Annotated in this window: 25 protein-coding genes, 1 tRNA gene and 1 pseudogene; 17 read left to right on the top strand and 10 right to left on the bottom strand. The window is 66.6% G+C overall.

The window, feature by feature from the left end; genetic code table 11:
* Window positions 1-3 precede the first annotated feature (3 nt).
* Both eda and SPHME3_RS0111435 read left to right on the top strand, forming a co-directional pair.
* Entirely contained in the window at window positions 4-609 is a 606-nt protein-coding gene (gene eda, locus SPHME3_RS0111440) for a bifunctional 4-hydroxy-2-oxoglutarate aldolase/2-dehydro-3-deoxy-phosphogluconate aldolase (protein WP_017979024.1), read from the top strand.
* 209 nt (window positions 610-818) lie between these two features.
* The gene (locus SPHME3_RS0111435; protein WP_017979025.1) at window positions 819-1,211 is read left to right on the top strand and encodes a hypothetical protein; all 393 of its coding nucleotides are present in this window, start codon (window positions 819-821) and stop codon (window positions 1,209-1,211) included.
* Here SPHME3_RS0111435 and mltG read toward each other — a convergent pair whose 3' ends face one another.
* The 6 genes from mltG to fabD all read right to left on the bottom strand — a co-directional run bounded on the left by mltG (window position 1,212) and on the right by fabD (window position 6,125).
* Window positions 1,212-2,180, bottom strand: coding sequence for an endolytic transglycosylase MltG (mltG, locus tag SPHME3_RS0111430; RefSeq protein ID WP_017979026.1), 969 nt, complete (start codon window positions 2,178-2,180; stop codon window positions 1,212-1,214). It abuts the gene before it with no gap.
* 10 nt (window positions 2,181-2,190) lie between these two features.
* The gene (gene fabF / locus SPHME3_RS0111425; RefSeq protein WP_020486511.1) at window positions 2,191-3,447 is read right to left on the bottom strand and encodes a beta-ketoacyl-ACP synthase II; all 1,257 of its coding nucleotides are present in this window, start codon (window positions 3,445-3,447) and stop codon (window positions 2,191-2,193) included.
* Between the two features lie 158 nt (window positions 3,448-3,605).
* On the bottom strand, window positions 3,606-3,842 hold the full coding sequence (locus SPHME3_RS0111420) for an acyl carrier protein (RefSeq protein WP_017979028.1): 237 nt from the start codon (window positions 3,840-3,842) through the stop codon (window positions 3,606-3,608).
* 119 nt (window positions 3,843-3,961) lie between these two features.
* Window positions 3,962-4,702, bottom strand: a complete 741-nt coding sequence (gene fabG / locus SPHME3_RS0111415) for a 3-oxoacyl-[acyl-carrier-protein] reductase (protein WP_024310553.1) — start codon at window positions 4,700-4,702, stop codon at window positions 3,962-3,964.
* Between the two features lie 3 nt (window positions 4,703-4,705).
* Window positions 4,706-5,134 (bottom strand): GxxExxY protein, encoded by a 429-nt coding sequence (locus SPHME3_RS0111410; protein ID WP_017979030.1) that lies wholly within the window; start codon window positions 5,132-5,134, stop codon window positions 4,706-4,708.
* A 31-nt stretch (window positions 5,135-5,165) separates the two neighbouring features.
* Window positions 5,166-6,125, bottom strand: a complete 960-nt coding sequence (fabD, locus tag SPHME3_RS0111405; RefSeq protein ID WP_017979031.1) for an ACP S-malonyltransferase — start codon at window positions 6,123-6,125, stop codon at window positions 5,166-5,168.
* A gap of 206 nt (window positions 6,126-6,331) precedes the next feature.
* On the opposite strand from fabD, the gene SPHME3_RS0111400 reads away from it, so the two are divergent.
* The 5 genes from SPHME3_RS0111400 to SPHME3_RS21050 all read left to right on the top strand — a co-directional run bounded on the left by SPHME3_RS0111400 (window position 6,332) and on the right by SPHME3_RS21050 (window position 8,948).
* Entirely contained in the window at window positions 6,332-6,676 is a 345-nt protein-coding gene (locus SPHME3_RS0111400; RefSeq protein ID WP_017979032.1) for an RcnB family protein, read from the top strand.
* Between the two features lie 195 nt (window positions 6,677-6,871).
* Complete coding sequence (rpsF, locus tag SPHME3_RS0111395) at window positions 6,872-7,294, top strand: 30S ribosomal protein S6 (protein WP_017979033.1); 423 nt, start codon at window positions 6,872-6,874, stop codon at window positions 7,292-7,294.
* Window positions 7,294-7,518 carry a 30S ribosomal protein S18 gene (gene rpsR / locus SPHME3_RS0111390; protein WP_007403456.1) on the top strand — a complete coding sequence of 75 codons (225 nt, stop codon included), beginning with the start codon at window positions 7,294-7,296 and terminating at the stop codon, window positions 7,516-7,518. Before rpsF ends, rpsR begins: the two co-directional genes overlap by 1 nt.
* Window positions 7,519-7,530: 12 nt before the next feature.
* Window positions 7,531-8,136 (top strand): 50S ribosomal protein L9, encoded by a 606-nt coding sequence (gene rplI / locus SPHME3_RS0111385; RefSeq protein WP_018250724.1) that lies wholly within the window; start codon window positions 7,531-7,533, stop codon window positions 8,134-8,136.
* Between the two features lie 314 nt (window positions 8,137-8,450).
* Window positions 8,451-8,948: a hypothetical protein gene (locus SPHME3_RS21050; protein ID WP_145957875.1), complete on the top strand. Its 498-nt coding sequence runs from the start codon at window positions 8,451-8,453 to the stop codon at window positions 8,946-8,948.
* Here SPHME3_RS21050 and mutL read toward each other — a convergent pair.
* On the bottom strand, window positions 8,857-10,683 hold the full coding sequence (gene mutL / locus SPHME3_RS0111370) for a DNA mismatch repair endonuclease MutL (protein WP_017979037.1): 1,827 nt from the start codon (window positions 10,681-10,683) through the stop codon (window positions 8,857-8,859). The genes SPHME3_RS21050 and mutL overlap by 92 nt on opposite strands.
* Window positions 10,684-10,815: 132 nt before the next feature.
* On the opposite strand from mutL, the gene SPHME3_RS0111365 reads away from it, so the two are divergent.
* From SPHME3_RS0111365 to SPHME3_RS0111340, 6 genes are all read left to right on the top strand, one after another.
* The gene (locus tag SPHME3_RS0111365) at window positions 10,816-11,856 is read left to right on the top strand and encodes a rod shape-determining protein (protein ID WP_018250722.1); all 1,041 of its coding nucleotides are present in this window, start codon (window positions 10,816-10,818) and stop codon (window positions 11,854-11,856) included.
* Window positions 11,857-11,911: 55 nt separating this feature from the next.
* Window positions 11,912-12,790: a rod shape-determining protein MreC gene (gene mreC / locus SPHME3_RS0111360; RefSeq protein ID WP_017979039.1), complete on the top strand. Its 879-nt coding sequence runs from the start codon at window positions 11,912-11,914 to the stop codon at window positions 12,788-12,790.
* Window positions 12,791-12,794: 4 nt separating this feature from the next.
* The gene (mreD, locus tag SPHME3_RS0111355) at window positions 12,795-13,322 is read left to right on the top strand and encodes a rod shape-determining protein MreD (protein ID WP_017979040.1); all 528 of its coding nucleotides are present in this window, start codon (window positions 12,795-12,797) and stop codon (window positions 13,320-13,322) included.
* A 29-nt stretch (window positions 13,323-13,351) separates the two neighbouring features.
* Complete coding sequence (mrdA, locus tag SPHME3_RS0111350; protein WP_232479717.1) at window positions 13,352-15,424, top strand: penicillin-binding protein 2; 2,073 nt, start codon at window positions 13,352-13,354, stop codon at window positions 15,422-15,424.
* Window positions 15,421-16,530 carry a rod shape-determining protein RodA gene (gene rodA, locus SPHME3_RS0111345; RefSeq protein WP_017979042.1) on the top strand — a complete coding sequence of 370 codons (1,110 nt, stop codon included), beginning with the start codon at window positions 15,421-15,423 and terminating at the stop codon, window positions 16,528-16,530. The genes mrdA and rodA overlap by 4 nt, the downstream gene beginning before the upstream one ends.
* A 117-nt stretch (window positions 16,531-16,647) precedes the next feature.
* Window positions 16,648-16,723 (top strand) — tRNA-Lys (locus SPHME3_RS0111340).
* 11 nt (window positions 16,724-16,734) lie between these two features.
* Here the strand turns inward: SPHME3_RS0111340 and SPHME3_RS21690 are convergent.
* Window positions 16,735-17,079, bottom strand: coding sequence for a tyrosine-type recombinase/integrase (locus tag SPHME3_RS21690; protein WP_250638205.1), 345 nt, complete (start codon window positions 17,077-17,079; stop codon window positions 16,735-16,737).
* The gene (locus tag SPHME3_RS21685; protein ID WP_024310554.1) at window positions 16,976-17,374 is read right to left on the bottom strand and encodes a tyrosine-type recombinase/integrase; all 399 of its coding nucleotides are present in this window, start codon (window positions 17,372-17,374) and stop codon (window positions 16,976-16,978) included. The genes SPHME3_RS21690 and SPHME3_RS21685 overlap by 104 nt, the downstream gene beginning before the upstream one ends.
* An 86-nt stretch (window positions 17,375-17,460) precedes the next feature.
* On the opposite strand from SPHME3_RS21685, the pseudogene SPHME3_RS20705 reads away from it, so the two are divergent.
* A pseudogene (locus SPHME3_RS20705) lies at window positions 17,461-17,655 on the top strand (IS5/IS1182 family transposase); the annotation flags it as partial.
* 63 nt (window positions 17,656-17,718) lie between these two features.
* On the opposite strand, the gene SPHME3_RS0111325 reads toward SPHME3_RS20705, so the two are convergent.
* The gene (locus SPHME3_RS0111325) at window positions 17,719-19,038 is read right to left on the bottom strand and encodes an MFS transporter (RefSeq protein ID WP_020486513.1); all 1,320 of its coding nucleotides are present in this window, start codon (window positions 19,036-19,038) and stop codon (window positions 17,719-17,721) included.
* Between the two features lie 64 nt (window positions 19,039-19,102).
* Here SPHME3_RS0111325 and SPHME3_RS0111320 point away from each other — a divergent pair, with 64 nt between their 5' ends.
* The 3 genes from SPHME3_RS0111320 (at window position 19,103) to SPHME3_RS0111310 (ending at window position 23,882) form a co-directional block, all read left to right on the top strand.
* Window positions 19,103-20,242: an ROK family transcriptional regulator gene (locus SPHME3_RS0111320; protein WP_026151816.1), complete on the top strand. Its 1,140-nt coding sequence runs from the start codon at window positions 19,103-19,105 to the stop codon at window positions 20,240-20,242.
* Between the two features lie 69 nt (window positions 20,243-20,311).
* Window positions 20,312-22,840: a TonB-dependent receptor gene (locus SPHME3_RS0111315; protein WP_017979046.1), complete on the top strand. Its 2,529-nt coding sequence runs from the start codon at window positions 20,312-20,314 to the stop codon at window positions 22,838-22,840.
* A gap of 82 nt (window positions 22,841-22,922) precedes the next feature.
* On the top strand, window positions 22,923-23,882 hold the full coding sequence (locus SPHME3_RS0111310) for a glycerophosphodiester phosphodiesterase family protein (RefSeq protein WP_017979047.1): 960 nt from the start codon (window positions 22,923-22,925) through the stop codon (window positions 23,880-23,882).
* The last annotated feature ends 166 nt before the right edge of the window (window positions 23,883-24,048 follow it).

The following is a 24,048-nucleotide window of genomic DNA, read 5'->3' as shown; positions in this document are numbered from 1 at the left end:
AGCATGACCGATATCGCCACCATCATGCAGACCAGCGCCGTCATCCCGGTGCTGGTGATCGACGACGCCGCCACCGCCAAGCCACTGGCGCAAGCGCTCGTCGCCGGCGGCCTGCGCGTTCTCGAGGTTACGCTGCGCACCCCCGCCGCGATGGAGGCGATCGCCGAGATGAAGACCGTGCCCGGCGCGATCGTCGGCGCGGGCACCGTCGTCAACGAAGCGCAGGCGAAGGCGGTGATCGATGCCGGCGTCGAATTCATCGTTTCGCCCGGCCTCACCGAACGCCTCGCGCGCCCGATCCTGGACGCTGGCGTCGCTTATCTGCCCGGCACCGCCACGGCGGGCGACATCATGCGCGGGCTCGACCTCGGCCTCACGCACTTCAAATTCTTCCCCGCCGAAACCAGCGGCGGGCTGAAGGCGCTGAAGGCTCTCGCCGCGCCCTTCTACCAGTGCCGCTTCTGCCCCACCGGCGGCATCACCGAAGCGTCTGCGCCCGACTGGCTGGCGTTCGACCCCGTCCTGTGCGTCGGCGGCAGCTGGGTCACGGGCGGCAGCATGGCCGACGTCGAAGCCAAGGCCCGCGCGGCGAGCGCATTGCGGCGCTGAGGCCCGATCACAAACACCACCAGCGATGCCGTGCCCGTCCCGGCATCGCTGTGCGTAACGGCCGCCCCGGTCCCCGTCCGCCACGATGATATCGCGCGCCACAGCCGCCCCTTTGCCGGGGCCATTTCGACGGGCAATCGGCATCAAGATGATCGAATCCCGCCGCTAGTTTAACCGATCCTCCATCCGATCGGTGCAGGGTGAAGGGCATGTACACCTTCGCCTTCGACGAACAGGCCCGCGTCTTCACGATACGGCTCCAGGGCTTCTGGACACCGCCGGTTCTGGCGGCCTTCGTCGACGAGGTGACCGCGCGCAGCGTCGGACAAGCCCGGCGCTATGGCCGCTATGGCGTCTTCGTCGATTGCCGCGACTATCAGGTACAGACCGGCGCGCTGGCCGAGGGCTTCGCGAACGTCATCGGCCGGGCGAGCAGTCAGGAGCGGCCGGTTTGCCTGCTGTTCTCTGCCATGCTCGTCAAATTACAGGCGGAACGCTCGCTCGGTACGACTGCGGCGGCGATCTTTCTGGACGAGACGGCGGCACGTGACTGGCTGGCGGCGCAGCTCGCCACCGCGCCGCGCGTGCTTACCCCCGCCTGATCACATCTCCCCGCGCTGGCGGCGGATCGCGTACCATTTCTGCACATTGGCATTGTGCTGGGCCAGCGTGTCGGCGAACACATGGCCGCCTGTGCCGTCCGCGACGAAGTACAGCGCATTCGACTGCGCCGGATCGAGCACCGCGTCGATCGACGCCCGGCCCGGATTGGCAATCGGCCCGGCCGGCAGCCCCACCTCGGCATAGGTGTTGTAGCCGTTCTTCGCCTGCAATTCGCTGCGTAGAATCCGCCGGCCGAGCGGCCGCCCCTTGGTGATCGGATAGATGACGGTCGGGTCCGCCTGCAACGGCATGCCGCGCTTCAGCCGGTTGCCATAGACCGCGGCGACCATCCGCCGTTCGGACGGCTTGCCGGTTTCCTTCTCGACGATCGAGGCGAGGATGATCGCCTGTTCGGGCGTCGTCACCGCAATGCCGGGCTTCCGCTTCGCCCAGGCCTGGGCGAGATACGCCTTCATCGCCGTCTGCATGCGGGCGACGACCGACACGCGGGTGTCGCCGCGCTGGAAGGCGTAGCTGTCGGGCAGAACCGATCCTTCGGCGGGCACCGGCACGCTGCCGGTCAGGCCATCCGCCTTGGCGAGCGCGTCATGCACCAGCACCGACGGATAGCCCTCGGGCACGACGACAAGGCGCTGGAGCACCTTGCCGCCCTGCAGCATCTTCAGGATATCGGCCTGGCTGGTGTGCGGCGGGATGCGATATTCGCCCGCCTTGATCGAGCCATCCGCCCCGAACACGCGGGCGAACAGGCGGAAGCGGCCGGCGGAGGGGATCGCCCCGGCCCGTTCCAATTCCCGCGCGGCGGCGGCGAGGCTGCTGCCCTCCGCCACCTGCACCGTCACCGTCCGCTGCGCCGGGCCGCTGCCGCCCCAGCTGCGCACGACGACGACCGCCGCGACGATCGCGACGAGCCCGAGCAACAGACCGAGGCAGCCGACCTTGCGCATCGTAAGTGGCTCAGATCGCCTTCATGACCAGCGACGCATTGGTGCCACCGAAGCCGAACGAATTGTTCAGCACCGCCTTCACCTCGCGCTTCTTCGCCGTCAGCGGCACCAGGTCGACGCCCTCGGTGCCCTCGTCGGGATTATGCAGGTTCAGCGTCGGCGGCACGATCTGGTCGCGCAGCGCCAGGATGCAGAAGATGCTCTCCACCGCACCGGCCCCGCCGAGCAGATGCCCGATCGCCGACTTGGTGCTCGACATCGACGCGCCCGACAGATCGTCACCGAACACGCGCTTCGCCGCGGCGAGCTCGATCGTGTCCGCCATGGTCGAGGTGCCATGCGCGTTGATGTAATCAATGTCCGACGGCTCCATGCCCGCCTTGCGCAGCGCCATGCGCATCGCATTCTCGGCGCCCTTGCCCTCGGGGTGCGGCGCGGTGACGTGATAGGCGTCGCCCGACAGGCCATAGCCGACGACCTCGGCATAGATCTTCGCGCCGCGTGCCTTGGCGTGCTCATATTCCTCGAGCACCACCACGCCCGCGCCCTCGCCCATCACGAAGCCGTCGCGGTCCTTGTCATAGGGGCGGCTCGCTTCGGTCGGGCGGTCGTTCATGCTCATGTTGAGCGCGCGCGCCTGCGCGAAGCCGGCGACACCCAGCGGGTTGATCGTGCTTTCCGCACCGCCCGCCAGCATGATGTCGGCATCGTCGTCGCGGATCATCCGCGCGGCATCGCCGATCGAATGCGCGCCGGTCGAGCAGGCGGTGACGACCGCGTGGTTCGGGCCCATCAGGCCGTATTTGATCGAGACCTGACCGCTGATCAGGTTGATCAGGCGGCCATGGACGAAGTGCGGGCTGACCCGGCTGGGGCCGCGCTCATGCAGGTTGATCGATTCGATCTCGATGCCCGGCAGGCCGCCGATGCCCGATCCGATCGACACGCCCGCGCGCAGCTTGGTCGCCTCGTCCATCTCGGTGAGGCCTGCGTCTTCCAGCGCCTGGCCCGCGGCGTCGATGCCATAGATGATGAACGGATCGACCTGACGCTGGACCTTGTGGTCGACGCGCTTGTCGGGGTCGAAACCATATTCGTGATCCTTGGGCTTCACCTCGCACGCGATCGTGCATTTCTGGCCCGTGGTATCGAAGCGGGTGATCGTCCCCGCGCCGGACTTGCCGGCGATCAGATTGGCCCAGGCCGTCTCGACGTCCGCGCCGAGCGGCGTCACGAGGCCCAATCCGGTTACGACAACGCGCCGCATACCCTTACTCCATCCAGTCCATGTACGTCCCCGGCCGCGGGTTTCGCGCCCGGCTGTTACGAAAAACGGCCCCCCGCCCTCTCACAACGGGGACGGGGAGCCGCTTCAATCATGCCCTTGCGGGCGCGAGGCGAGGCGAAAGGCCCGGCCTCAGGCGATTACGCCTTATGCTCGTCGATGTAGGTGATCGCGTCCTTGACGGTCGTGATCTTCTCGGCGGCATCGTCGGGGATCTCGACCCCGAACTCTTCCTCGAACGCCATGACGAGCTCGACGATGTCGAGGCTGTCGGCACCCAGGTCGTCGATGAAGCTCGCGTCCTCGGTCACCTTGTCGGCTTCGACGCCGAGATGCTCGACGACGATCTTCTTCACGCGGTCGGCGGTCTCGCTCATGTGTATTCCCTCTTCACGTTGGGGGGTTTTCAGTAATTCCCGACAGCCCGTAGAACGGGGCCGTCCGGCTGGCAAGCGTCTGTTAAGGGTTGGCGTCGGCCAACCGCCTTAACAAGGGGTTAGATCATCGCCATGCCACCGTTGACGTGCAACGTCTGGCCGGTGACGTACCCTGCCTCCTTCGACGCCAGATAGACGACCGCCGCGGCGATATCCTCGCCGGTGCCCAGGTCGCCCGCCGGGATGCGGCCGAGCAGCGCCGCTTTCTGCGCCTCGGGCAGGACATCGGTCATCGCCGATCGGATGAAGCCGGGCGCGACGCAATTGACCGTGATGTTGCGGCTGGCCAGTTCCTGCGCCAGCGCCTTCGACATGCCGACGAGGCCCGCCTTGGACGCGGCATAATTCGCCTGCCCCGGATTGCCGGTCTGCCCGACGACCGACGTGATCGACACGACACGGCCGAAGCGCTGCTTCATCATCGGCTTGGCGGCGGCGCGGATCAGCCGGAAGGCGGCCTCCAAATTGACGCGGATCACCTGATCCCATTCGTCGTCCTTCATCCGCATCGCCAGGTTGTCGCGCGTGACGCCGGCATTGTTGACCAGGATATCGATCCGCCCGCCCAGCGCCTCGACCGCCTGCGGCACCAGCGCGTCGACCGCCGCGGCATCCGACAGGTTGCACGGCACCGCAACGTGATCCCCGCCAAGGCCCGCACGAAACGCCTCCAGCTTCTCGGCATTCGAACCCGACACCGCCAACCGCGCCCCCTGCGCCGCCAACCCCCTGGCAATGGCAGACCCGATACCCCCCGAAGCCCCCGTCACGAGCGCAGTCATGCCGCTAAGATCGAACATCGTTTAATCTCCAAGATTTTGATTCACGCGGAGACGCGGAGACGCGGAGGGGCGATGGTCGTTGACGATCCGTCGCACTCCCTCCTTGAGCGTCGCGCCACCAAAATTGATCAGCAGCCCTACGGGCTGATGGGTGAGACGAAGGTAGGTCAGCAATTGTTTGGCGTGAATGATAGTCAACCGTTCGATCGACTTGACCTCGACGAGCAGTCGCTCGTCTATAAGCAGGTCGATGCGAAATGCGGCATCGAACCGCATTCCCTCGAATTCAATAGCCACCGGTCGCTGACGCGCGACCTGATAGCCTGCCGCCGATAGTTTGCCCGCGAGGACGGTTTCATAGACGCTTTCCAGAAGGCCGGGACCGAGATCGCGGTGGATCCTCAACGCAATGTCGAGCACGTCACCGCTGATCTGGTCAATGTCTCTCACTTCTTCTCCGCGTCTCCGCGCCTCCGCGTGATCACACCTTCTTAAGCAAATCCTCGATGTCGTCCATCGTCACCACGCTGATCGCATCCACGTCGGGAGCGATGCGCTTGACCATCGGCGACAGCACCTTGCCGCCGAATTCGACGAACTGGGTGACGCCCGCCTCGACCATCGCCAGCACCGATTCGCGCCAGCGGACCATGCCCGTCACCTGCGCGACGAGCGACGCGCGGATCGCCCCCGGATCGGCGATCGCCGCGGCATCGACGTTGGCGAACACCGGCACCAGCGGCGCCCCGATGCGCGCATCGGCCAGCGCGGCGTCCATCGCGTCCGCGGCCGGCTGCATCAGCGGGCAGTGGAACGGCGCCGACACCGGCAGCAATACCGCGCGCTTCGCACTCAGGTCCTTGGCGAGCGCGACCGCGCGTTCGATCGCGGCACGGTGGCCGGAAATCACGACCTGCGAGGGGTCGTTGTCGTTCGCGACGGTGCAGACGAGCTGCTCGCCGCCCTCCGCCAGAATCGCATCGACCGCCGCCCCGGCGATCACCTGCGCCTTGTCGCGATCGGCACCGAGCAGCGCCGCCATCGCGCCCTCGCCCACCGGCACCGCCGCCTGCATCGCCTGCCCACGCAGCTTCAGCAGACGCGCGGTGGTGGACAGGTCGAACGCCTGCGCCGCACACAAAGCGCTATATTCGCCAAGGCTGTGGCCCGCGACATAGTCCGCCTTGTCGGCGAGCGACACGCCCCCTTCCCGCTCCAGCACGCGCAGCGTCGCGATGGCGTTGGCCATGATCGCGGGCTGGGCATTTTCGGTCAGGGTCAGATCGTCCGCGGGTCCTTCGACCATCAGGCGGAACAGATGCTGGCCCAGCGCCTCGTCGACTTCGCCGAACACTTCGCGCGCCACGGGACTCGCGTCGGCCAGCGCCTTGCCCATGCCGACCGCCTGGCTGCCCTGGCCGGGGAAGATGAATGCCCGCATCTGGACTCTCCTTAATTCGCAGGAGGGCGCCACTAGGGCCGCGGCGGGCCTCACGCAACCTGAACGAAGATCGCGGAGTTGCGACACGTTGCGACCGTTTTGACGGATCGGTGGGAGAGGCGTGCGACAGGTGGCGCCCATATCTCCTTCCGACGCCACGAAAAACGGCGCCAGTATCCAATGCATGTTCAACGGGAGTATGAACGATGAAGAAGCTGATCCTGAGCGCGATCGCCGCCACGCTGGTCGCCAGCCCGATGGTTGCCAGCGTCGCCGAAGCCGCGCCGCAGCAGCGCACGGTCACTACCGTCAAGGAACGCGCCAACGGCCGCACCGTCGTGACGACGCGGACCACCGAAACCCGCGGCTGGCGCGCCGGCCAGCGCTTCGATCGCCGTCGCGCGGCCAACTATCGCATCGTGCGCGACTACCGCACCTATCGCCTCGCCCCGCCGCCGCGCGGTGCCTATTGGGCGCGCTCGGGTCGCGATGCGGTGCTGGTCCGCAACAACGGCACGGTCATCCGCGTGATCCAGCGCTCGTTCCGCTGAGCCTCGCCGTTCATGAGGCGGGCCGTTAAGCCTTGCCTTTTGGCGCGAACCCGTTAGGGGACGCCACATCCGGGGTGGAGAGCCAGTCTCTCCGCCCCGGTTCGTATTGCGATTTGAGTGAGAGCGATACGGGGACGACAGCCGGAGGGGCGCCGCATGGGGCGGCGTCAGCGATCGGCCAACGAAGGACAAGGCATGGCTCTGTACGAGCACACGTTCCTTGCGCGCCAGGATCTGGCACAGGCGCAGGTGGACGCGCTGGCGGAAACCGCCACGAAGATCATCGAAGACAATGGCGGCAAGGTCGTCAAGACCGAGACCTGGGGCCTGCGCAGCCTCGCCTATCGCATCGCGAAGAACCGCAAGGCGCATTACGTGATGCTCGAGATCGACGCCCCCGGCAACGTGGTGGCCGAGCTGGAGCGCCAGACCCAGATCAACGAGGACGTGATCCGCTACATGACCGTCAAGGTCGACGAGCTGGAGCAGGGTCCGACCGTCATGATGCGCAAGCAGGAGCGCGACCGTGAGCGTCGCAGCGACCGTGAAGGCGGCCGTGACGGCGCCCCCCGTGGCGACCGCGGCCCGCGTCGTGACCGTGAAGAGGAGGCCGCATAATGGCTCGCCCGTTTTTCCGCCGCCGCAAGTCGTGCCCGTTCAGCGCCAAGGATGCGCCCCGGATCGACTATAAGGACGTCCGTCTGCTCCAGGGCTTCGTGTCCGAGCGTGGCAAGATCGTTCCGTCGCGCATCACCTCGGTGAGCGCCAAGAAGCAGCGCGAACTCGCCCAGGCGATCAAGCGCGCCCGTCATCTGGGCCTGCTGCCCTACGTCGTTAAGTAAGGAGTCCGATCCATGGACGTCATTCTGCTTGAGCGCGTCGAGAAGCTCGGCGCCATCGGCGACGTAGTGAAGGTGAAGGACGGTTTCGCCCGTAACTTCCTGCTGCCGAACAAGAAGGCGCTGCGCGCCAACGAAGCCAACCGCAAGGTGTTCGAGGCGAACCGCGCCCGCATCGAATCGGAAAACGCGAACCGTCGCGGCGAAGCCGAGAAGGAAGCGGTCAACTTCAAGGACGTGTCGGTCACGCTGATCCGTCAGGCGTCGAACACCGGCCAGCTGTACGGCTCGGTCGCGGTGCGCGACCTGGTCGAGGCGCTGGTCGCCGACGGCCTCAAGGTGACCAAGAGCCAGATCGTGCTCGACAAGCCGATCAAGTCGATCGGCCTGTACGACGTGCGCGTCGCGCTCCACCCGGAAGTCGCCGTGACCGTCAAGGTCAACGTCGCCCGCTCGCCCGAAGAGGCCGAGATGCAGGCGTCGGGCGTCGATGTCATGGCATCGATGTTCGAGCGTGACGAAGCCGGCTTCACCGAGGATTACGATCCCAACGCCGAGCCGGGCGCCACTGCCGAAGTGCAGAGCGACGATCGCGCCGAAACGGAGCAGGCGCAGGGCTAACCCCCCGCGTCGGCTATCGCCGATCCACGAAAAGGGCCGTCCGGTGCGTACCGGGCGGCCCTTTTTCGTGCGTCCGACGTGTACTGTCGGCAGGTTTGACGACCGACGCCTCAGGGGCAGGTCACGCAGGCGCTCACGACCGCCGCCAGCGGGATCAGGGCCAGAACGACGGGAAAAATCTGCTTCATCATCAGGTCCTTGCGATTCCCAATGCCCAATGCGCACCCGATGCAAAGGTTGCGTGTTCGTGAACGGGCCGCCGCCACTGGCGTCTCGGGCGAGTCATGCTCCTTTAACCCGCGCCATTAACCTCCATGAAAGTCCGCACCGATATGGACACATTCATGGGTCTGCATTCTCCTGCTCGATTTCGCGTAGAACCGGATACCGCCCGGGGTGTCACCTACATCACTTTGTCGGGATTCTTCCTGTTGCCCGACGTCGCCGCCTTCGATCGCGAATGGGCGCAAGCGCATGCCCTGCTCCGCTGCGCACCCAACGCGCATCTGACGCTCTGCGATATCTCGGACATGAGCATCCAGTCGCAGGATGTCGTCAACGCCTTCACCACCATCGTGCGTGATCCGGTGCGGCAGGGCCGGCGGCTCGCCATGGTCGTCGGCATGTCGCTGTCCCGCCATCAGGCCAAACGCCTCAACCCGCCCGATCGCGAGGGCGTCGCCCATTTCTTCAGCCGTGCGGAAGCGGAAGCCTGGCTGTTCAGCGACGACCGAACAGACGCTCAATATCGCCATGCGCCAGCTTCACCCATGTCGGCCGACCATGGTTACATTGGCCCGAGTGCGGCGTAGCCTCCATCTCGCGCAGCAGCGCATTCATCTCGGCGACGCCCAGCACCCTGCCCGCCCGCACCGACCCATGGCAGGCCATCGTGCCGGCCACCGCATCCAGCCGCTCGCGTAGCGACAGCGCCTCGTCGAACGCGGCGAGTTCGTCCGCCAGATCGGTAATAAGTCCGGACGGATCGGCCTGACCCAGTAAGGCCGGCGTCGCCCGCACCAGCATCGCCGTCGGCCCGAACCGCTCCAGCTCCAGCCCCAGTTCGGCGAGTTCGCCGATCCGCGATTCGAGGCGGTCGCAGGCAGGCTCGTCCAGCTCGACCACTTCGGGGATCAGCAGCGCCTGCGCCGCGACCCGCCCACCCGCCAGTCCCGCGCGCATGCGTTCGAGCACCAGCCGCTCATGCGCGGCATGCTGGTCGACCAGCACCAGCCCGTCCTCCGCTTCCGCGACGATATAGGTCCGCGCCACCTGACCGCGCGCGACGCCGAGCGGGTGCGCGACGGTCGACGGCGGCAGCGCATAGGCCGGCTCGGCGCGCGCGGCGGGAGGCGGCGGGGCGAACGTCGGGCGGGCATCGTTGACGTAGCGCTGCGCGAACAGCCCCGCGCCGTCCGTCGCTCCAGATGCACCGCCCCCCATCGCCGGCGCGGCCCACGCCTCGCCCGCCACCGCGCCCGTGGGATGGGGCGCTACCGGCTCCGGCCGCCACATCGCCAGCGCATCCTCGGCCGGCCGCTGCACGCTGCGGTGCCCCGCCGCATCGAGCGCGCGCCGCAGGCCCGACACGATCATGCCGCGCACCATCGCGGGATCGCGAAAGCGCACCTCGGTCTTCGCGGGATGGACGTTCACGTCCACCTCCGCCGGCGGCACGTCGAGGAACAGCGCCACCACGGCATGCCGATCGCGCGGCAGCATCTCGGCATAGGCACCGCGGATCGCGCCCATCAGCAGGCGGTCGCGCACCGGCCGACCGTTGACGAACAGATATTGGTGGTCGGCGACACCGCGATTGTAGGTCGGGATGCTCGCCACCCCGCCCAGCACGATCGGCCCCGAATCGGTCGGCCGCTCCAGATCGATCGTCACCGCATTGTCGGCGAGCGCCCGGTCGGTGAGCCCGGCGACGCGCGCCGGCCGGTCCTCGGCCAGCATCGCGGCGAGCGCGCGGCGGCCGTCATGCTCCAGCGTGAAGGCGATATCGGGCCGCGCCATCGCCAGCCGGCGTACCGTATCGAGACAGGCGGCATATTCGGCGCGGGATGAGCGCAGGAACTTGCGCCGCGCCGGCACGCGCCCGAACAGATCCTCGACGATCACGCGCGTCCCCGGCGGCAAGGCGGCGGGCCCTTCCCGAGCGACGATGCCGTTGTCGACCGTCCGCGCCCAGCCCTCCGCGCCGCGGACGCGGCTTTCGATCGTCAGCCGTGCGACACTGGCGATCGAGGGCAAGGCCTCGCCGCGAAAGCCCATGGTCGTCACATTTTCAATGGCTTCGTCGGGCAGCTTGGACGTCGCATGCCGTTCCAGCGCCAGCGCCATGTCGGCCGGTGCCATGCCACAGCCGTCATCGACAACCTCGATCCGCGCGAGCCCGCCGTTCGCCAGCATCACCGCGATGCGATTCGCACCGGCGTCGATGGCGTTTTCGACCAGCTCCTTCAACGCGCTGGCGGGCCTTTCCACCACTTCACCGGCGGCGATGCGGTTGACGAGATGTTCGGGCAGACGGCGTATTGACACTGCGCAAGCTCTATACCAAGCGGACGCATCCCGCGAGCCCTACGCAAGACGTGACGAACCTCCTGGCCGACACGGCCTGCGACGGATGAAGCGGTACTTTTTGTGCGTCCCGAACACGGAACCCTGCGCTCCATGGCTCTCCCCCGCTTCTTCAAATTCATGTCCCACGACATGGCGATCGATCTCGGCACCGCGAATACGCTGGTGTACGTCCGCGGGCGCGGCATCGTGCTCAACGAGCCGTCGGTCGTCGCGGTCGAGACGATCAACGGCGTCAAGCGGGTGAAGGCGGTCGGTGACGACGCCAAGCTGATGATGGGCAAGACCCCGGGTTCGATCGAGGCGATCCGCCCGCTGCGCGATGGCGTCATCGCCGACATCGACGTCGCCGAAGAGATGATCAAGCACTTCATCCGCAAGGTCCACGGCCCCCGCAAGTTCGCCCGCTGGCCGGAAATCGTGATCTGCGTGCCGTCGGGCTCGACCAAGGTCGAACGCCGCGCGATCCGCGACGCCGCGTCGAACGCCGGCGCCAGCCAGGTCTATCTGATCGAAGAGCCGATGGCGGCCGCGATCGGCGCCGACATGCCCGTCACCGAACCGATCGGCAGCATGGTCGTCGACATCGGCGGTGGCACCACCGAAGTCGCGGTGCTCAGCTTGCGCGGTCTCGCCTACACCACCTCGGTGCGCGTCGGCGGCGACAAGATGGACGAAGCGATCGTCAGTTACGTCCGCCGCAACCACAACCTGCTGATCGGCGAAGCCACCGCCGAACGGATCAAGCAGGAAGTCGGCATCGCCCGCCCGCCGGTCGACGGCATCGGCAAGATCATCCACATCAAGGGCCGTGACCTCGTCAACGGCGTGCCCAAGGAGATCCAGATCAACCAGGGCCAGATCGCCGAAGCCCTGAGCGAGCCGGTCGCGACGATCGTCGAGGGCGTGCGCGTCGCGCTGGAAAACACCGCGCCGGAACTGGCGGCGGACATCGTCGACCAGGGCATCGTGCTGACCGGCGGCGGCGCGCTGCTCGAAGGGCTGGACGAGGTGCTGCGCGACGAGACCGGCCTGCCGGTGACCGTCGCCGAGGACCCGCTGACCTGCGTCGCGCTCGGCACCGGCCGCGCGCTGGAGGATCCGATGTTCCGTGGCGTGCTGCAAACCGGCTGAACGCCCGCAACGACGTAACGGCTGACCCACACTCAACGGACGGGGGACCCGGCGCATGGCGCCTGCCCGCGACCGTCGCACCGGTTTTTCGCGGCGACGGCAATATTCGACGTTCATCGGCTACGTGCTCGCAGTGGCGGGCGCGGTGGTGGGGGCCGTGTTGCTCGTCGTGTCCACGGTCCACCCGCCGGCGTTCGGCACCGCGCGCATGGCGGTGGCGAGCGTTACCGCGCCGATCGCCGGCGTGCTCGATGCGGGGGTGGATGCCGTCGCGTCCGTGCCGCGCGCGATCGGCACGTGGATCGGCGTGCATGGCGAGAATGCGCAGCTTCGCGCCGAAGTTGCGCGCAGCCGCGCACTGCTGACCCGCGCGCGGATCATTGCCTATGACAATCGCCGCCTGCGCGCGCTGCTGCGCGTCCGCGACCGCACGCCCGAAGTCGTCATAGCCGCGCGCCTCGTCGGATCGACCGCCAGCAGTGGGCGACGCTTCGCGCTGCTCAACGCCGGGCGCATGCAGGGCGTGCAGCCCGGCATGCCGGTGCGCGGGCCGGATGGCCTCGTCGGCCGCGTCCTCGAATCCGGGCCGATCGCCGCGCGCGTGCTGCTGATCACCGATCCCGAAAGCCTCGTCCCCGTCCGCCGCACCCGCGACGGCGTCGCCGCGATCGCGGCAGGGCGCGGAGACGGACGCGTCGATATCCGCTCGGTCGACGCGACCAACGTGCGCTTCAACCGTGGCGACATGTTCGTGACCTCGGGCACGGGCGGCCTGTACGCGCCCGGCGTTCCGGTGGCGCAGGTCGATCGCAACGGCATGGACAGCGTCGTCGCGACGCCGTTCATGGCCCCCGATGCGCTGGATTTCGCGGTGGTCGAGCGCCCCTACGTCCCGATGCCGCCGCCCCCGCCGGCCCGCCCGGCGGTGCCGTGATCCGGTGACGACGCGCAATTCGATCGACTATCGGCCCTTCCAGGCGCCGCTGCCCCCCGGGCGGGCCCGCGCGCTCCCCTGGGTCAGCGTATTGGCTGCATCGACGCTGACCGCCATCGTGCCGGTGGTCGCAAGCCTGCCGCTGATGCCGCCACTGGGGCTGATCCTGCTGCTCAGCTGGCGCCTGCTCGCGCGATTCGCACTGCGCCCCTGGGCCGCGGCGCCGCTCGGCCTGTTCGACGATCTGGTGAGTGGCCAGCCGCTCGGATCGGCGATGCTGCTCTGGTCGCTCTGCTTTATCGCGATCGAATTGATCGAGCAGCGCCTCGTCACCCGCGATTTCTGGCAGGACTGGCTGATCGCCAGCGGCGCGATCGTTTTTTGCACCGCAATCGGCCGCTGGATCGCGGTTCCCATCGGCGCGCACGTCGATACTGTGCTATTGGCACAGACCATGATCTCCGTGATGCTGTTCCCCCTGTCGGCCCGTCTGGTCGCCTGGATCGATCGCAAGCGAGGGCCGACCGCGTGAAGCGTTCCTCCCGGATCGTCACCGAAGCGATGCAGGCATACAGCTTCTCGCGCCGGGCGTGGCTGCTCGGCACCGCGCAGGGCGCCGTCGGCGTCATGCTCGCCGGCCGCATGGGCTATCTCGCGATCGCCCAGAACGAGAAATACAACCTTCTGGCCGAAAGCAACCGCGTCAACCTGACGATGATCCCCCCGCGGCGCGGCTGGATCGTCGATCGTCATGGCGCCGCCATCGCCGACAATCGCACCGATTTCCGCGTCGATATCATTCCCGATCGGCTGGAGGGCGGCGATGCGGGTCGCGACCGCGTGCTCGCGCGGCTCGCCACGCTGCTCGACCTGCCGCCCGACGAGGTCGAGCGAATTCGTATCGACCTGAAGGGGGCGGCGGGCTTCCAGCCGGTGCAGGTGGCGGAAAACATCAGCTGGGATCGCTTCGCCGCGATCAGCCTGCGCCAGCCCGAACTGCCCGGCGTCGCGCCCACCCGCGGCTTCGCGCGCAACTACCCGGCCGGCGCCGCGGTCGCGCACCTGACCGGCTATGTCGGCGCGGCCAACGCCGAACAATATAAGAAGACGCACGATCCCCTGCTCGTCACACCGGGTTTCAAGCTCGGCAAGGATGGCCTTGAAAAGCAGCTGGAAAGTGAACTCCGCGGCACACCAGGCGCCAAGCGCGTCGAAGTCACCGCACGCGGCAAGGTCGTCGCCGAACTGCCCACTCGTGCCGACGTCCCCGGCAAGACGCAGAAGCTGACGATCGACGCCGGGCTGCAGGAATATGCCGCACGCCGGCTTGGCACGAATTCGGGCTCGGCGGTGGTGATCGACTGTCGCACGGGTGAGATGCTCGCGATGGTGTCGATGCCCGCCTACGATCCCAACAGCTTCTCGGACGGCATCAGTCATCTCGAATGGAAGATGCTGTCGGACAATGATCACGTCCCCTTGATGAACAAGGTGACGCAGGGGCTGTACCCGCCGGGATCGACGGTGAAGCCGATGAACGGTCTCGCGTTGCTCGCCGCAGGCGTCGGCGCGCATGACCGCGTCGTCTGCTCGGGCGCGATGCGCGTCGGCACCGGCGTCTTCCACTGCCACAAGCGCGGCGGCCACGGTCCGCTCGACCTGAAGGGCGCGATCGAACAGAGCTGCGACATCTATTTCTACGAAATGATCCGCCGTGTCGGCTACGACAAGATCGCCCCGATCGCGCGGATGATGGGGCTGGGGCAGAAGTTCGATCTGCCGCTGGCGACGCAGCGTTACGGCACGGTGCCAGATTCCGAATGGAAGCTGCGGAAATACAAGACGAAATGGACCGTCGCTGACGGTTTGAACGCGTCGATCGGCCAGGGCTATGTGCTCGCCAACCCGTTGCAGCTTGCCGTCATGGCGGCGCGGCTCGCGTCGGGTCGCGCGTTGCAGCCGAGCCTGCTCTCGCATCACGTCCACCTCGACGCACCGGCGCTGCCGCTCGCTTCGGAGCATCTCGCGATCGTTAGGGACGCGATGTACGGCGTGGTGAACCAGGGCGGCACCGGCGGCGCGGCGCGGCTGCTGATCCCGGGCGTCGCCATCGCGGCGAAGACGGGCACCGCCCAGGTCCGCCGCATCACCATGGCAGAACGGCGCGCGGGCGTGCTCAAGAACGGGCAATTGCCCTTCAAGCTGCGCGACCACGCTTTGTTCGTCTGCTTCGCTCCCGCCGACAATCCCCGCTACGCCGCCGCGGTCGTGCTCGAACACAATGGCCACACCGTCCGCAATCTCGACACGCCGATGATCGGCCGCGACATCATGACGTGGCTGTTCGATCGCGACCGCGCGATGAAGAGCCTCGCTGACGTCGAACCCACTTGGGGCGGCGACATCAAGACGCGCATGGCTGCCGAAGCCGCCGCCTATCGCGCCGCCCAGGCACCGCAGCCCGCGGCCAACGCCACCAAGACCGATTCCACCGTCCCCAGCGATTCGGACGCGGTGGAGGCGGCGACCGATCTCGCCAATGCGACGCAGGCGGCGATGGGCCCCGCCGTCGCCAACGGCGACGTGCCGAGCGACACCGACTCTCCCGACGACGCTGCGGGCAACACGCAGTGAGCCGTGGCCATCTGATCCCCGATCCGATCGCGCGGCTGCCCTGGCGGGTCATTTTGCTCATTATTGCGATCGGCACCTTCGGCCAAATCGTACTCTATTCCGCCGCCGGCGGCTCCCTACAGCCCTGGGCGCTGTCGCAGGGCGTCCGCTTCTTCATCCTGCTGGGCATGGCCCTGGCGGTCTCCTACGTGCCCGAACGCGTCTGGCGATCGGCGGCGTTGCCGGCCTATGTCGTCATCGTCATTGCGCTGGTGCTGGTTGAACTGGTCGGCGCGGTACGCGGCGGCAGCCAGCGCTGGCTCGACGTCGGCATCAAGCTGCAACCATCCGAATTCATGAAGCCCGCCATCGTGCTGGCCTGCGCGCGCTTCTACGACATGCTCCCGCCCGGCGAGACGCGGCGCTTCGGCGCGATCTGGCCTGCCGGCCTGCTGATCGGCATTCCTGCCGCGCTGATCGCCAAGCAACCCGATCTCGGCACCGCGCTGATGGTCACCGGCGGCGGCATCGCGGTGATGTTCCTGGCGGGTGTTCCGATGCGCCTGTTCGTCGGTGGCGCGCTCGGAATCGCGGTCGCAGGCCCCCTCGCCTTCCAATATGCGCTGCACGACTATCAGCGAAATCGCATCCTCATCTTCCTCGATCCCGAAAGTGACCCCCTCGGCACCGGCTATCACATCAGCCAGTCCAAGATCGCGATCGGTTCGGGCGGGCTGTGGGGCAAGGGCTTCCTCAACGGTACGCAGAGCCACCTCGACTATCTGCCCGAAGGCCACACCGACTTCGTCTTCGCAACGATGGCGGAGGAATGGGGCCTCGTCGGGGGCTGTCTGCTGATCCTCGCCTTCCTGCTCGTGATCCGATGGGGCGTGAACGTCGGGCAGCAGGCAAACACGCGCTTCGCCCGCCTCACCGCCGCAGGCCTCGCCACGACGATCTTCTTCTACGTCGCGATCAACCTGTCGATGGTGATGGGCCTGGCACCGGTCGTCGGCATTCCGTTGCCCCTGGTCAGTTTCGGCAGTTCCGCCCAACTTACCGTGCTGTTTTGCATGGGCATTCTGATGTCGATCGACCGCGAAAATCGCCGCCGCGTTCGCTGGTAAGCGAAAAAATCCGCCGCAACGCAAAAAAGGGTTTGCACGATCCGAAACGCCTGCTAATTGGCCGCCTCCCGACGGGGCCGGCGCCTCTCCAAAGCGCCACCAAACAGGCCAGGTCATGGACGCATAGCTCAGTTGGTAGAGCAGCTGACTCTTAATCAGCGGGTCCTTGGTTCGAGCCCAAGTGCGTCCACCACCTCCTTTCCTTCACAATGAATGACTTAAGTCCGCCTCGGCGACGAGCCGGATCCGGGTCGGTCTGTCCCTGTGACCATTTTTGTGCCCTTGACCGGGGTTGATGCCCGAGGGTCGGGCCGGAGCCTTTGTGCCCTCGAAAATCAGCTGGTCTGCGTAGGGCTGCAAATGCTTCGTCGACATGTGCGCGTAGCGGCGCACCATCGCTTCCGATTTCCAGCCGCCCAGCTCCTGAAGCACCCAGGTGGGCACGTCATTCTGCCGTAGCCAGCTCGCCCAGGTATGGCGCAGGTCGTGCCAGCGGAAATCGGCGATGCCGGCCCGATTCAAGGCCGCCCGCCAATGCCGCGTATTCACCTGCCCGATCGGACGCCCCGGCATAGGTGAATACGTGCTCGCACTGCTTGCCCATCTGCCGCTCGAGAACCGAGACCGCGAGATCGTTGAGCGGCACACCCAGCGCCTCGCCATTCTTGGTCTCCCCGTGCTCGATCGTGACGATGTGGCGGGTGAGATCGACCTGATCCCAGGTCAGCCTCTTGATATTTCCCTGCCGCAGCCCGGTGGCGAGCGCGAACAGCATCAGGTCCTGCTGATGAGCCGGAAGTTCCCCGAGGAGACGATCGACCTGCGCATGAGTCAGCCAGCGCACCCGGACCTTGCCGTTCCTCGTGTAGGTCTTGAACGTTGATCGACAAGGGCTACGATGCGCCGTTATCTACGTGATGCCAGAGCCGTCCCGTAATTCCCGGACGGCGAAACCGCAAACGCACGATCCGATATGATAAAGACAGATACCGCGGCCGCCACTTGATCGAGAACGCCTTCTGCCGTCTCAAGGACTTCCGCCGTGTCGCTACCCGCTACGATAAGCTCGCCGTCAACTTCCTCTCAGGCGTCGCCATCGCAACCGCGCTCGCATTCTGGCTCTGATTGAGTCTCAGCCGTAGCATCCTCCATAAACCGACAATTCTATCAAGATGTCGACCTAAAGTATTACAAGCCCAAGCAAGCTTGATTTCCCGATGCTTCCCTGCCCGGCTGTCGCACAAGCAGGCTCAGGACGATGACACAGCCAGCCACCGGCACCACAGTGGCGACGACCGGCAGCAGGTTGCCTCCCTCGACGACATTGTCGGGCAACCCATGCGACACGGCAGCGACGATCACTGCAAGCAGCAGGTTGCCGACCGCTGCTGCTGCTTTCAAAACGGTCAGGAAGAGGCCTACGGGGGTCGCGTCCTGTCGAGTCCCCGTCGCCCATGACGCTTGCACGATGGCAGTCAGCAACGACCAGATGGCAAGGTTCATCCCGCCCAGTGCGACGCCCAGGGTCGCCATCAGGACCATGGCGACCGGCACCGACGTCGTCACGGTCAGGCCGATCAAGGATATCAAGGCGATGCCATGCGCGGCCACGGCGATCCCACGCGCCGAATAGCGGCGCGATGCCGCGATCCAGCCTACCAGCGCGCCGGATTGCGCGATCGTCATCGTCAACAGCGCCGACCCGGCCCAGGCGGGGTCTCCGTGAACGGCGGCGCCATAGAAGGGCAGCGCGCGCTGGAACAGCGGCACCAGCCCCGCCTGTGCGGCGATCACCAGCAGGAGCCGACGGAACTGCGCGTCGCGCCAATAGACCCATAGCGGCCGTAGCCTTCGCTCCTGACGTGCCACAGCCGGGCCTCCCGACAGGTTGCGCGTCGCCCATACGGCCAGAAAGAGGGTCGCGACGTAAAGCGCACCGGCGAGCATCGCCGAACTTGCGAAGGAAGCATGCTGGGCCGACGCACCGGTGCGTGACAGGCTCGATCCCGCGGCGAGGGACAGCAGCGCGACACCCGCCGCACTGAACAACAGACGCAGCCCCGATACCCGACCGGCATCAGCCGATGACCGCGCCACCCGGATCAACAGCGTATTATGGCCGACATCGCAAAACGAATAGCCGATCCGGCACGCGATGATGGCGGCTGCCACCGCTGCAGGCGCTTCTGCCACAAAGATCATCCAGAAACTGATGCCGCACAGTGGCGCGCCGATCAGGACCAGCCTTACGAGGCCCGTCGCTCCCCCATGTGCGTCGGCCCAGCGCGCGACCGCCAGGTCGAATGCCGCATCCCAGAGCAGTGCGACCGCCAGCACCATTCCCGCCGAAAGGGGGGCGAAGCCGGCGATCGTGACCAGGTAGAACAGCATGACGCTTTCGAAACTGGTCCAGATCACGCTCTTGCCGAGATTGCCGGCGCTATACCCCAGCTGCACCGCCAGCGGATGTGATCGCGACGGGCACGGATCGGAGGGAATGGTCGTCATGACCGCGCGCCCTATCCGCGCCGACTTTCATTTATTTGACATCGCGCAAATATATCGGTGCGCCATGGCCCGCCCGCATCGCCCCCTCATCGTGCTGAACGAGCCGCAACGCCGCGTCCTGATGCAGTTGCGCATCGAGGGTGCCGCGCCGCGGACGCGCTTGGCCCATCAGCTCGGCATGAACGGCGCGACGATGACGCGGCTGACGCAATCGCTGCTCGCGCTGGGCCTGATCGAGGAGCGCGAGACGGTGGACGCGCACACCCGCGGCCGGCCGATGGTGCCCCTGACCGTGTCGGGCCAGGGCGGCTGGGCGATCGGCGCGGCGCCGCACCCCGGCTGGCTGGAACTGGTCATCGTCGATTTTCGCGGTCGCGCGCTGGCCCATGACGCGACGCCCTTCGACAGTCCCGATCCGCGCGTCTTCGCCCAGGTCGTCGAACGACGGCTGGCCGCGCTCGCCGCCACGCATGGCTTCATGCGCGGCAAGTTTCTGGGCATGGGCGTCGCGGTGCCCGGCTATGCAATGCCCGGTGATCGCAACCGGCGCATCGTGGTCGACCGCGTGGCGGGCTGGAACGACGTGCCGCTTGCCGAGGTGATCGGCGATGCGCTGGGCATGCCGGTCTGGATCGAGAATGACGCGAGCGCCGCCGCCTTGGCCGAATATTATCAGGACGGCATCATCGGCCGCTACCGATCGGTGCTGACGTTGTTCCTGGGCCACGGCATCGGCGGCGGCCTGATCGCCGAGCGCGACCTGTTCCTGGGCGAACATGGCAATGCCGGCGAGGTCGGCCGCCTGTTCCCGGGCCATCACGAGCGCCCCTCCGGCATCGATCTGCTGCGCGTGCTGCGCGAGGCAGGCGTCGACATCGATTCGCTCGCCCAGATCGAAACGCTGCTCGACACGCAGGGCCCACTGATCGCGGGCTGGGCCGACCGGGTGACGGAGCAGCTGGATCAGGCGGTGATCAGCGGCACCGTGTGGCTCGATCCGGGCGCGGTGGTCGTCTCGGGCGCCCTGCCCTTGCCGCTGCTGCGGCGGATCGCAGACGGCCTGTCGGCGCGATGGCAGACGCGCAACGACAATTATCGGTCGAGCTTGCCCGCCATCCACGCCTCGCCGATCGGCAGTCGTGCGGTCGTGATCGGCGCGGCGATGATCCCGATTCATGCCGTCACGGCGCAATCGGCGATTTAATTACATGTAAGCAAATAAAACTGTCATCGACCGCCGCCATGGCCCCCGCATCCAGACCTTTGGGGGGCCATGATGAAGACCAGATTGCTGATGGGCGCCGCGCTGTGCGGTATGCCGTTCCTGCCGCAGATCGCCGGTGCGCAGACCACCGCTGCAACCGCCGCGGCGCCGACCGCGACTGCGACTGCGACTGCGACCGCAGCCGCGCAGGACGATCAACCGTCCGACATCATCGTCACCGGCTCCGCGCGCCAGCAACGCCGATTCGACGTCTCCTACGCCGTCAACTCGCTGTCGCAGGCCGATATCCAGAAGCTGGCGCCCAAGAGCACGACCGACCTGATCGGCACGCTGCCCGGCATCCATGTCGAGGCGACCGGCGGCGAAGTACAGAACATCACCCGGGTGCGCGGCATCCCGACCGATCGCGGCTTCCTCTATTATCAGCAGGACGGCCTGCCGCTGTTCCAGGAACTGGACGGCTGGTTCTTCAACCAGGGCGACGGCATGAACCGGCTCGACCTGATGACCGACCGGATCGAGGTCGTGCGCGGCGGCCCGGCGCCGATCTACGCCAGCACCGCGGCGGCGATCGCCAACGTGATCGAGGTGACCGGCACCGATACCACGCGTGGCAAGGTGCAGGCGACGGTCGGCGACACGGGCTATTACCGGCTCGACGCCTATCAGGCGGGTCCTCTGGGTGGTGACACCTATTATGCGGTCGGCGGCTTCCTGCGCTATCACGACGGCTATCGCGACTCCGGTTTCCCCAGCGACAAGGGCGGCCAGATCCGCGCCAACATCAAACATGATCTGGCGAACGGGTTCATCAAGCTGTCGGCGCAATATACCGACGATCACAACCTGTTCTATCTGTCGATCCCGACCAACGACCCGCGCAATCCGTCGGTCAGCCTGAACAAATACCTCGATTATTTCGACGGCACGCTGAACACGCCGTCGCTCCGCAACGTGAATATCCGCTATCGCGACGCGACCGGCACGATCCAGGACCAGCGCGGCGACCTCGCCAACGGCCGCCACATCCGCTTCGGCAACTTTGCGGCGGATTACGAAGGTGACTATGGCCCCTGGCACGTCTCCGCCAAAGGCGGGATGACGCTGGGCACCATGCATTTCGACGCCTTCTATTCGACGTCGAACCCCGTCGATGCGACCAGCTTCGCCAATAGCTATCTTGCTCCGGCGACCACTGCCTTCGGGCCGAATGTCGCACGGATGGGCTACAGCTTTTCGGGCACCAACGGCCTTGGCGCCTATGACCCGTCGGCGGATTCGGGGCTGGTGATGCAGGCGCAATATCGCGCGATCCAGACCGATTTCTATTCGACGCAGGGCGACCTGTCGGTCACGCGCAAGCTCGACACCGGCATCGGCACGCATGACGTGCGCATCGGCACCTATGGCTCGCTGTGGGGCCAGAAGATGTTCACCGCCTATCAGAACTATCTGGTGCAGGTGACATCGCAGCCGAAGACGCTCGATCTCGCCGCCTATTCCGCGAACGGCGCGGTGCAGGGCTATGTCACCGACAACGGCTCGCTCAACGATGCGGTATCGCTGAACGCGGGCAACGTCGATGGCCAGCTGATCGCGCTCTACGGCACCGACACCTGGGACATTACCGACCGGCTGCGCCTAGACGCCGGCATCCGCCACGAATGGTACAGCTACAGCGGCTATGGCCGTCTGACCGCATCATACAATCTCGGCGATCCCACGACGTTCGCCGACAACAACACGCGCGGCTTCACCGGTGGCATCGGCACGCTGCGCCTGAAGCAGCAGGCAAGCAACTGGACCGTCGGCGCCAATTACGACCTCACCCACCATATCGGCATGTACCTGCGCGCGTCGCAGCTCGAGGTGCCGCTAAACACGACGATCGCCTTCACCTATCCCACGCCCGCGGTGATCCCGACCAAGGCCAAGCTGTACGAAGCGGGCATCAAGCTCACCGCCGGTGGTTCGTACCTCTACGTCACCGGCTTCTACACCAAGTTCGATCCGCTCAACGCCAGCTTTGCGGGCTTCAACTCGGCAACCGGCCGCGCCGACGTGACGACGACCTTCGTCGGCACCGCCGAAACGAAGGGCATGGAGGCCGATGGCCGCCTGCGCCTGCCCGGCCCCTTCTCGCTCGCCGGGTCGGTGACCGTCCAGAACCCGCGCTACCTCAATTTCAGCAGCAATACGGGCCTCGATGGCAGCCGCGCCAACGGCAAGCAGATCATCCGCGAGCCCAAGCTGTTCCTGAACGTGCGCCCGACCGCCGACTTCACCGTCGGCGCGACCAACGTCAGCCTCTACGGCCGCTACGATTACGTCGGTCGCCGCTACACCGACTTCTTCAATTCCACCGCGCTGCCCGCATATGGTGCGTTCGGGCTCGGCGGGATCGTGTCGAACGGCGCGTGGCAGGTGCAGGTCGTCGGCGACAACATCACCAATGCGCACGGCTTCACCGAAGGCAATACCGCAGGCGACCGCTTCGGCCAAGGTGTGCCGACCGCGATCTTCGGCCGGCCGCTGTTCGGCCGCAACGTGCGCCTGATCGTCAGCCGCGCATGGTGAACCGCTGACCGCTCTGCTCCTCACACCGGGCGGCCCGCCAACGGCCGCCCGCCCCACCTGCCGCCTCCCACGAAAGCCCCCCATGTATCGCCCGCTTCTCGCCATCGCCGCCACGTGTCTTGCCTGTTCCGCCGTCCAGGCGGCCCCGGGCGACGCGCTGCACCGTCTCGCCGATCCCAACGGCGGCCTGATCGTGGTCGCCCATCGCGGCTGTCACGAAGCCGCGCCGCTGCACGGGCTTGGGACCACGCCGGAAAACTCGCTCGCGGCGCTGCGCCAGTGCGTCGCATTGGGCGCCGACGTGATGGAAACCGACGTTCGGCGCAGCCGTGACGGCTATCTCGTCATCATGCACGACGACACCGTCGACCGGACGACGAACGGCACCGGCAAGGTCGCCGACCTCAGCCTCGCGCAGTTGAAGGCTTTGCTGCTGAGGCAGGACGAAGGCGGCGCGGCAGCCCCTCTCTCCGACCAGCAAATCCCTACGCTCGACGAATTGCTCGCTCTGGCGAAGGGCCGCATCGTCCTCAACCTCGACGTGAAGGACATGATCTACGGCGAGGTCGTCGATGCCGTGCATCGCGCCGGCGTGCAGGACCGGGTGATCGTCAAGACCTTCGCGGGCGTCGCCTCCGTCCCGCTCGCCACCATCCCGCCCTACGACCGCGTGCCGTTCATGGTGATCCCGATCACCGCCGATACCGCAGCTGCCGACGTGCCGCAGATCATCGCCACGCAGATGCAAGGGCGGATCAAGCCGATCGCCTTCGAACTGCCGGTCCTGCCGTTGACGACGCTGCCGACGGTCATGACCCGCGCGCGGACGCTGGGCGTGCCGATCTGGATCAACACGCTGTTCACGGGCTTCGTGACCGGCATGGGCGGCGATCCGGAGGCCCGCCGCGATCCCGCCGCGGTCTGGGGGCGTTTGACCGATATGGGCGCGCGCCTGATCCAGACTGACGCCGTAGAAGCGCTCCTGCGCTATCGTGAACAACGTCGAATCGCGCCACGGCGAGCAGGAGAAAACACACGATGACCCAATAGCCGTCATTCGAAGCTGCCAGATCGCTTCCCGCTTTCTGGCATTCGTTCATCACGCGAGACCCAGGTATTGACCCAAATGCTGGGCTGACTGTGTGCCGCCTATTGGGGTAGCAAGAGGAACGGCCGCTTTGGGGATCGAAATGTAACAAGCGGACTTG

The sequence above is a fragment of the Sphingomonas melonis DAPP-PG 224 genome, from assembly GCF_000379045.1.
GTDB lineage: Bacteria > Pseudomonadota > Alphaproteobacteria > Sphingomonadales > Sphingomonadaceae > Sphingomonas > Sphingomonas aquatilis.
Note: the sequence above shows the minus strand (reverse complement) of the source record. Positions and strands in the feature narration are given on the sequence as shown.